Raw genomic sequence first — 6,515 nt, 5'->3', positions numbered from 1 at the left:
CCGCTATGAGCGCAAGCCGGAACACTTCCTCGCCTTCGCCGCCATAGCCGCGACCCTCATATGCCACCGCCGACTCACCAAGTGAAATGGCGTCTAAGGAGCACTCCTCATGAGCAGCACGAGCGGCTTGGCCATCGAGGCGAACGGACTGCGCAAGTCCTACGGTGACAAGGTCGTCCTGGACGGCATCGACCTGCGCGTCCCCGAGGGCACGGTCTTCTCCCTGCTCGGCCCGAACGGGGCGGGCAAGACCACCGCCGTCAAGATCCTCTCGACGCTGATCACACCCGGCGCGGGCTCGGGCGGGATCCGGATCGCCGGGCACGATCTGGCCACCTCCGCGCAGGCGGCCCGCGCGGCGATCGGGGTCACCGGACAGTTCTCCGCCGTCGACGGGCTGATCACCGGTGAGGAGAACATGTGGCTGATGGCCGACCTCCACCACCTGTCGAAGGCCGAGGGCCGGCGCGTCGCCGCCGAACTCCTGGAACGCTTCGACCTGGTGGACGCGGCGAAGAAACCCGCGTCCACCTACTCCGGGGGCATGAAGCGCCGCCTCGACATCGCGATGACGCTGGTCGGCAGCCCGCGCATCATCTTCCTCGACGAGCCGACGACCGGCCTCGACCCGCGCTCCCGGCACACCATGTGGGGCATCATCCGCGACCTCGTCACCGACAGCGGCGTCACCGTCTTCCTCACCACCCAGTACCTGGAGGAGGCCGACGAACTCGCCGACCGCATCGCGGTGCTCAACAACGGCAAGATCGCGGCCGAGGGCACGGCCGAGCAGCTCAAGCGGATCGTCCCGGGCGGCCACGTACGGCTGCGGTTCTCGGACCCGGCCGACTACCGACACGCCGTGGAGGCGCTGGAGGGGACCGGCCGCGACGACGACACCCTGTCCGTGTCCATCCCCAGCGACGGCAGCCAGCGCGAGCTGCGCGCCATCCTCGACCGCCTCGACGCGGCCGGCGTCGAGGCCGACGAACTGACCGTGCACACCCCGGACCTGGACGACGTCTTCTTCGCCCTGACCGGCCCCGGCAACCCCTCCGCGACCTCCTCCGCGACCCCTTCCGCCACCGTCCCCGCCCAGCCGAAGGAGACCGTCCGATGAGCACCCTGTCCCTCGCGGTCCGCGACTCGAACACGATGCTGCGCCGCAACCTCCTGCACGCCCGCCGCTACCCGTCCCTCACCCTGAACCTGCTGCTCACCCCGGTGATGCTGCTCCTGCTGTTCGTCTACGTCTTCGGTGACACGATGAGCGGCGAGGCGGGCCGCGACGCCTACATCGCGTACATCGTCCCGGGAATCCTCCTGATGACCATCGGCTCCACGGTCATCGGCACGGCGGTGTCGGTCTCCACCGACATGAACGAGGGCATCATCGCCCGCTTCCGCACCATGGCGATCCACCGCGGGTCGATCCTCTTCGGCCATGTCGTCGGCAGCGTCCTGCAGACGCTGGTCAGCGTTCTGCTCGTCGGGGCGGTGGGGGTCGCGATGGGCTTCCGCTCCACCGACGCCACGCTCCTCGAATGGCTCGCGGCGTTCGGCCTCCTGGCCCTCGTCGCCCTCGCCCTCACCTGGATCGCGGTCGGCATGGGCCTCGCCAGCCCCAACGCCGAGGCCGCCAGCAACAACGCGATGCCGCTGATCCTCCTCCCCCTCATCTCCAGCGCCTTCGTCCCGCTGCACTCGATGCCGGGCTGGTTCCAGCCGATCGCCGAGTACCAGCCCTTCACCCCCGCCATCGAGACCCTCCGCGGCCTCCTCCTCGGCACGGAGATCGGCGACAACTGGTGGATCGCGCTGGTGTGGTGCGCGGGGCTCACGGTCCTGGGGTACCGGTGGTCGCGGGCCCAGTTCGACCGGGACCCGAAGTAGGGGCCATCACCGTACGCACATCAAGATCGGCTCTGTCCCGGATGGCCGGGGCAGGGCCGATTTTTGCTGCGGTTACGCGTCGCACGCTTCGCCCGTGCGCAACTGGTGCCAGAAGTACGTACGCGTATCACCCGAGACAGGAACAGAGAGCTGCGTGGTCAGGCCAGCTCCATGGCCGATGAGCCGTGTCCGACAAGCACCGGTGCATACCGCGTAGTTCGAACGAGACCTCGTCCCTGTGCCGAAGCGTGCGTCCACCACTCGTCATCCCCCTGTGCAGTGCCTAAAACAGCGAGGTCCCTCACGTGTGCAGCGTGGGGGACCTCGATCCGAGGGCAAGTCCAGCCTTGACTACGTCTCGGATGTGCGCCTGGCGACAGGCGCTGCGTCCATGTAACGACCCATGGATCACGCGGTCCATGCTATGGCTTTCAAGGGACACTGCCAAGAAAACTGAAAAACTCGCTCTCGCCAACTGACCAGGGAATTTACCGGCACGCAACACGACCGCCCGCGTTCGACAGAGGGTTTTTCACTTCGTCATGTCGCGCCGAAAGGGTGATGAGGTCTAGTCCAGGTTGACAACGCCGGGCCCTCAACCCGGCCCTGACCGGCTGGCGGTCACGTATTGCAAATATCTACAGTTCACCGGAACGCTTGCCCGAAGGAACGTTTCCCCCAGGGAGCCACGCGAAGATCATGAAACCCGGGTTTTTACAGCGTTCACTTAGATCCCTGAGGGGCGTGGAACCGCTCGACAACTGATGGCAAGCTGTGGTCGCAGGGCAAGGAGGTCAAGCGGTACCGCCAGAGGACCGTGCAGGGCCCAGGTGACGGTGCTTCACCGCCTGACCTCTTCCAGCCACAGCAGGGAAGCATCCGGTCCTTGCCGGGTTCCCCGCACTCGTCGTAAACGCGCGTGCGGGGCCCCCGAATTCCGGACGCCGACCTGCTGGTAATGACTACCGAAGTAGGAATACATGCAGACCGGAGATCCACGTGGGGGAAGTATCTGTCTTCCCTCGGGTCCGAACTGGTGGCGACTCTTCCTGACCGTTCTCGCCCTCTTTGGGGGCGCCTTTGCGGGCATCGAGTTCCACAAGACCTTCGACGAAGTCACCGAGGCCATCGTCGTCGGCCTGACGACGACCGAGATCCTCTTCCACGTCATGGACGTGGTCGAGAACCTCCTCCGCGTCACCGCGGCCGAGCTCCTCCCTCGCGTGCGCGGGAGCGCAGGACGCGCCCTCCTCGCGGTGCGCCGGGTCATGCGCAGGGCGCGCGACCGTTTCCGCGACTTCATGGACCGCTACTTCGGCGGTTCGGGCGGCGGCTTCGCGGCCATCGTCTGGAGGGCGGCCTGGTGACCCCGAGCAGCCGCCCTCCAGGGCGACCCCGGCGTACGACCGTCAACTGCGCGTGGCCGAGCCTCAAGCAACTCTCCACGGAACTGGCCGATGCCCGGGGGCCGGTTCGGCTGGCAGACTTCGCGGAGGTCACGCACTACTCCATCGCCGCCCTGTCCGACGCGACATCCGGCAAGCGCATCCCGACCGAGCAGTTCCTTCAGGCCTACGCCAAGGCCGCGGCTGAGCTCAATGGCGGCAATGAATGGGAGCTGTTGACCCGTTGGACCGCGTTGCGAGAGGCCGCCGCGAAGGAACGTAACGCCAGCGAGACCTCGATGCTGCCCGTCGGCTCCTCCGGCAGCGGGGCCACCGGCATCTTGAACGGCCACGTCCAGGTCAATGCCTCGGGCGAGGTCGTGCCGTCGCCGGAGTCCGTGACGCTCGGTCCGACGGAGACCGCCAAGCTGTGGATCGCCAAGCGCCGAGAGGCGTCCGTCCCGGAGCAGGACCCCGCCAGGGGTGGTGACGCGGGCAGCGAGGAGGAGAAGGTTCCCCGCCGGTTGGTCTCTCTGGTGTCTCAGGCCGTCGAGGCCGAGAAAGTGGCCAACCGTGACAATGTCGCGGTGCACGTCGATCCCGTACTTGGTGCGCTCGCCCTTGGCAGCACCTCCAAGGACGTGAAGATGCTGCTCCGGGACCGGCTCAACCGTGCGGGCGTATCTTTCCGGGACCTGGCGACAGATCTGAACAAGAACGGCATCCGTGTCTCAAAGTCCACATTGGAGCGGCGGCTCACCGACGACGAACCGCTGCCGCCGGCCCTGCTCGGCGCGATGCTTCACTCCTGCGGTGCCAGCCGTGCGGAGGTCAGCGTGTGGCTCTATCACCGGGCCCGTATCGAGATTGCGAGCGTTGTCCGGCACGTCGACACCGAACCTGACGTCGACGCCAACGGCGGCCTCCTGGAGAAGCTCCGTACGGAACGGGTGACCAACTGGATGCAACTCGGCATGGTCTGTGCCACCGCGCTGGTGATCCTGCTTCAGATACTCTCCCGTTGACTTGGCAGGTTCTGAAGCGGCCCCCAACAATAAGCGGGTGCTGGGGGCCGCTTCCCGCGCTCCAGTGCCTTGCCACCGCGGTGTCTCATTGCTCGTGCGGACGATCAGGCGGCGAAGCCGATGTTCATCACGTACTCGTACGCGCCGTACTCCGAGCCCAGGTCCGCCGTGATGTCGTCGAACCAGACCGAGTCCATCGTCTCCTCGTCGTCGGCCGCCCACGCCTCGACCATGCGGTCCCAGCGGCGGACGTTCAAGGTGCGGAAGGAGACGTCGCGCTGGAGGGGGCGGGCCACCTGGGACTGGTTGAGGGGGTGGAACTCGACGCGGGTGCCGCGGCCCTGGCGGTTGAGGCGCTGGAGGAGGTGGCGGGCCACGTTGCGGCGGCGGACGCGGCGGTAGGCCGTGTCCAGTTGGGCGAGGCTCTTGCGGGACGGGTTCGCCTTGCCCTCCGCCCAGCGCCTCAGCGTGCGGTCCGTCACCGTCAGGCCGGCCTCGCGGGCCTGGGCGCGGGCGTGCGGGGTGCGGGTCAGGTAGTTCAGGCGGGCCATCATGCCCCGGCGGGTGGTGACCGGGCTGGCGATGAAACCGGCGAGGGTGTCGAGCTGGCGGGCCGCCGCCTCGTAGCCCTTCAGGCCCTGGGCGCCGAACTTGCCGAACTCCAGGTTGCGTTGGGGCACTACTCACCCGCCTCCGTCTCGTCCTCGTACGCGCTTCCCGCCTTGTAGACGTCCTTCACCTTCACCTCTGTGACGGCCCTGCCCTCCGGGAAGACACGGCGCCAGTCGCCGATCACGTGGAGTTCGTCGGTGCCCATGGCGCGGACCACCGTCAGGCCCTCGTCGTGGGCCTTCAGCGCCTTCATCCAGAGGTTGGCGAACGCCTGCGAGCGGATCAGGTGCATCCAGTCCGGGCGGTACAGCTCCCGGTTGTAGTTCGACTCCCCCATCGTGGAGACGAACTTGGAGTACATCGCCTTCACGTACTCCAAGGTCACGTCGTCGTCCTGCTCGATCGCCGTGTCGCGGGCCTCCTTGAGCGCCACGCGGAACTTCTCCAGCAGGCCCTCGGTCGCGCCGGACGTGTACGACTCATGGATCTCGGGCGGGTCGCACAGGCCGTACTTCGGGCCCGAGAGGCGCAGCAGGAGGCGAAGGGTCGGTTCCGTCACCCAGAGGGGGCCCGGTTCGTCGCGCTGGCCGATCGGGTTCGGGAGGACCGCCTCGTGGTCCCAGTGGGGCGGGGTGATCAGGTGGACGCCCGCGCGGCGGCGGTCGTGGTCGAAGCCGGTGGAGTGTTCCAACTGGCCGAGCGGGAGGTGCGTCTTGAGGGCGGAGAGGTAGGCGCCGTTGATGTCCAGCGCCGTGACCTCGTGCTCGCCCGGGGGCAGTTCCGCACGGGTCCACTTGGGGCGGGCCTCCCAGATCTGGTCGGCGCCGCGCGACGTCTGCTTCTTGAGGATGTCCGGCATCCAGGGGTGGGCGATCACCTCGTACCGGCCGCCCTTGCGTGTCTCGTCGAGCAGCGCCATCGCGTCCGGGATCGCCTTCCGCAGCAGATCGGCGGTGGCCGCCTCGACATCACCGGCGTGCTCGGCGAGGGCGGCGGTCACGCGTTGCGCGATGAGGGTGACGGGTTCGGGGGGCGCCGGCTGAAACGCCCGGCGGGCCGGGGAGGGGGAAGGGGTAGAGGTAGAGGTTCGGCGCGGGGCGCGACGGGGCGCGGGGCGTGGGGGTGCCGGGGCCTCCGGCGTGGCGGCGGGTCGGCCGGGGGCCGGCGCCTCGGGCGCCGAGGGTCCTGACTGCGGCTCGGACACAGGACGGCCGGGTGTCGGGGCCTCGGGCGCCGAGGGCTGTGTTCGTGGCGCGGACGCGGGGTGTCCAGGTGCCGGGGGCGGCGCGGTGGATGCCGAAGGCCGTGCCTCGGGTGCCGGGGGCGTCACCGGGCGGCCGCAGTCCGTCGGGGTCAGGTGTTGGGCGAAGCCCGCGACCCGTTGTACCGCCAACTCGCCGCACAGCACGCAGGGTTCGGGTACGGCCAGGGTCTCCACGTCGTCGTCGCCGCCCTCGACGGGGGGCTGAGTCGTCGCGGGGCTCGGCTGCGGGTCCTGCTCGGCCAGCTTCTTGCTCAGGCCCTCCAAGAAGTACGCGTACTTCGTGCGGACCTCGCCCGACGGGTCGCGGTCCGATTCCCAGGCGGTCAGCGTGGACGG

6 protein-coding genes are annotated in these 6,515 nt (G+C 68.5%); 4 read left to right on the top strand and 2 right to left on the bottom strand.

Annotated elements, in window-relative coordinates; all coding sequences use genetic code 11:
* The first annotated feature begins 109 nt into the window (after positions 1-109).
* The 4 genes from ABZ877_RS39550 (at position 110) to ABZ877_RS39535 (ending at position 4,303) form a co-directional block, all read left to right on the top strand.
* Positions 110-1,120, top strand: a complete 1,011-nt coding sequence (locus tag ABZ877_RS39550; RefSeq protein ID WP_361081528.1) for an ATP-binding cassette domain-containing protein — start codon at positions 110-112, stop codon at positions 1,118-1,120.
* Entirely contained in the window at positions 1,117-1,893 is a 777-nt protein-coding gene (locus ABZ877_RS39545) for an ABC transporter permease (protein ID WP_361081525.1), read from the top strand. The genes ABZ877_RS39550 and ABZ877_RS39545 overlap by 4 nt, the downstream gene beginning before the upstream one ends.
* A gap of 980 nt (positions 1,894-2,873) precedes the next feature.
* Complete coding sequence (locus tag ABZ877_RS39540; RefSeq protein WP_361081522.1) at positions 2,874-3,260, top strand: hypothetical protein; 387 nt, start codon at positions 2,874-2,876, stop codon at positions 3,258-3,260.
* The gene (locus tag ABZ877_RS39535) at positions 3,257-4,303 is read left to right on the top strand and encodes a hypothetical protein (RefSeq protein ID WP_361081520.1); all 1,047 of its coding nucleotides are present in this window, start codon (positions 3,257-3,259) and stop codon (positions 4,301-4,303) included. The genes ABZ877_RS39540 and ABZ877_RS39535 overlap by 4 nt, the downstream gene beginning before the upstream one ends.
* A gap of 104 nt (positions 4,304-4,407) precedes the next feature.
* Here the strand turns inward: ABZ877_RS39535 and ABZ877_RS39530 are convergent, their stop codons facing one another.
* Both ABZ877_RS39530 and ABZ877_RS39525 read right to left on the bottom strand, forming a co-directional pair.
* The gene (locus ABZ877_RS39530) at positions 4,408-4,983 is read right to left on the bottom strand and encodes a transcriptional regulator (protein WP_361081517.1); all 576 of its coding nucleotides are present in this window, start codon (positions 4,981-4,983) and stop codon (positions 4,408-4,410) included.
* Positions 4,983-6,515: transcriptional regulator (locus ABZ877_RS39525; protein ID WP_361081514.1), on the bottom strand; the 1,533-nt coding region annotated here is incomplete at its 5' end. The genes ABZ877_RS39525 and ABZ877_RS39530, both read right to left, overlap by 1 nt.

Origin of the sequence: Streptomyces sp. NPDC046939 (genome assembly GCF_040644575.1) — a bacterium.
In the GTDB taxonomy this organism is placed as follows: Bacteria; Actinomycetota; Actinomycetes; order Streptomycetales; family Streptomycetaceae; genus Streptomyces.
The sequence above is the reverse complement of the archived record's forward strand: the minus strand, read 5'-3'. Positions and strand labels throughout refer to the sequence as shown.

What these genes read in the sequence shown, in the direction of transcription:
- ABZ877_RS39550 (WP_361081528.1), top strand. Translation starts at nt 110, where the DNA reads ATGAGCAGCACGAGCGGCTTGGCCATCGAGGCGAACGGACTGCGCAAG.
- ABZ877_RS39545 (WP_361081525.1), top strand. Translation starts at nt 1,117, where the DNA reads ATGAGCACCCTGTCCCTCGCGGTCCGCGACTCGAACACGATGCTGCGC.
- ABZ877_RS39540 (WP_361081522.1), top strand. Translation starts at nt 2,874, where the DNA reads ATGCAGACCGGAGATCCACGTGGGGGAAGTATCTGTCTTCCCTCGGGT.